Annotated in this window: 3 protein-coding genes; 2 read left to right on the top strand and 1 reads right to left on the bottom strand. The window is 49.3% G+C overall.

Translation table 11 applies throughout. The features are described from left to right. Together PX481_RS18725 and PX481_RS18720 are read left to right on the top strand one after the other, a co-directional pair. The coding region (locus tag PX481_RS18725) for a lysophospholipid acyltransferase family protein (protein WP_288095408.1) at positions 1-613 on the top strand (613 nt) is incomplete at its 5' end. A 376-nt stretch (positions 614-989) separates the two neighbouring features. Next, on the top strand, positions 990-1,364 hold the full coding sequence (locus tag PX481_RS18720) for a hypothetical protein (RefSeq protein WP_288095406.1): 375 nt from the start codon (positions 990-992) through the stop codon (positions 1,362-1,364). Here PX481_RS18720 and cbiB read toward each other — a convergent pair. After that, on the bottom strand, positions 1,305-1,865 hold a 561-nt coding region (gene cbiB, locus PX481_RS18715; protein WP_288095405.1), incomplete at its 5' end, for an adenosylcobinamide-phosphate synthase CbiB. The two genes, PX481_RS18720 and cbiB, sit on opposite strands and share 60 nt — an antisense overlap.

Genomic DNA, 1,865 nt, shown 5'->3' with positions numbered 1-1,865 from the left:
CAGTTTAGTTTTATATCATCTCTTTAAATGGTCGATCGTTAGCCCAACCCTACACGGCTATTTTCGCGGTCGCGTTTACGGAGTGGAAAATGTCCCCCGGCGTCATCCTCTGATTATCGTCTGCAATCACGCCAGTTACTTCGATCCACCTCTATTATCCTGTGCTGTGCGTCGTCCCGTAGCTTATATGGCTAAAGAAGAATTATTCACCATCCCGATTTTAAAACAGGCGATCGCTCTTTACGGGGCCTATCCCGTCAAACGCAGCAGTGGTGATCGCGGGGCAATTCGGGCGGCGATGGCAGCCTTAGCAGCGGGCTGGGCAGTAGGAGTGTTTCTGGAGGGAACCCGCACCGAGGACGGATTGATCCATCAACCAAAACTAGGCGCGGCGATGATTGCCGCTAAAGCGGGAGTTCCCCTGTTACCCGTCAGTTTGTGGGGGACAGAAAAGATTTTTCAAAAAGGTTCTTCTTTTCCCCATAGTATCCCCTTAACTATTCGCATCGGCGAAGTGCTGCCGCCACCGATTTCTAGCAAAAGAGAAGCTTTACAGACAGTTACCGAGCGCTGTGCCGAAATTATTAACGGATTACACGCCCTCGGACGCTAACTAGGGTTTGCGGCAAAAAGCTCTTCCTGGGGGCAGGGTGTGGGGTGTAGGGTGTGGGGTGTGGGGTATAGGGGGAGTGGGAATTATGAATTATGAATTATGAATTGGGGAGGTGGGGAAGTGGGGAAATTGAACTAAAACCCCAAAACCCCAAAACCCCAACCTCCAAAACCTGTCTCCTATCTCCTGAATACTGACTCCTGCCGACCGCCTGATCTCAACAAGCAATTTAAATGACCAACAGCTTATCCAACAAGGTTTTTAGATTTATTAAGCAAACCCTAAATACCCGGGCAGCTGATGGGATTTCTTTCCCCGACACTTTGAAGTGGGGAATCTAGGCTAAAATTGGCATAACTCGACCATCGCCTCGACCATGTTCTTTTTTGTCCTCGGCTTCAATCTAGGCTTAACTTTATTTAATTGCTTTCTAGTCTGGAAATTGTGGCAATTGCGGCGGATTTTAGGGCGAGTGACCAAAATTTTAAACCGGGTGGAACGACGTTTACACCACATTTTTTACCCCGCTCCAGAATATATTGTCATCGCTGGGGCGAAAACCTATCATCTCCGACAAAACTATCAACGTCTCTGCGGACAGATACAGATACTGCAATCCCTATTCTTGACCTTCTCCCTGATTATCCGTTACTGGCAGCGTCAACCCCGTCAACGCCGTCGCCTGTGGTCGCTAAAATTGAGCAAAATCTCTAGCAATCAAGCAGCTGACAGCGATCGCCAGCCAAAGTAATACACAAGTACGAGTTAAATTCAAAGCCTGTTCGACGGTTTTGACGGTAATCGGGTTGAGGTTATCGCCCAATAAAGGTTTTTCCACAATCTGGCCTCGATATTGATTTTTACCCCCCAATTGCACCCCCAAAATCGCCCCATAGACGCATTCACTCCAACCAGAATTAGGACTAGGATCCCGACGGGCATCGCGCCAACAAATGCTTAAAACCCGCCCCGGCCGGCCCGAAATTAGGGCGAGAGTTAAGACCGTCAAACGACAGGGTAGCCATGTCAAAACATCCTCGCTTTTGGCACTAAACCAACCAATATGGGTGTAGGGTGGCCGACGATAGCCAATCATCGAATCGAGGGTACTAGCGGCTTTATAAGCGCAAGCGAGGGGTACTGGTCCCACCCCCAGAAAAGCACCGAGAAGGGCATAAAAAAGCGGCGCGGTAACTCCATCCACACCATTTTCACTGACGGTTTCTAATAGGGCGCGGAGGATTTCTTCCTG

The organism is Microcystis sp. M53603_WE2 (genome assembly GCF_030065435.1).
This window is presented reverse-complemented; position numbering and strand designations above follow the sequence as displayed.

Bases quoted from the DNA above. Each gene is read 5' to 3' on its own strand.
- PX481_RS18720 (WP_288095406.1), top strand. From the start codon at position 990: ATGTTCTTTTTTGTCCTCGGCTTCAATCTAGGCTTAACTTTATTTAAT.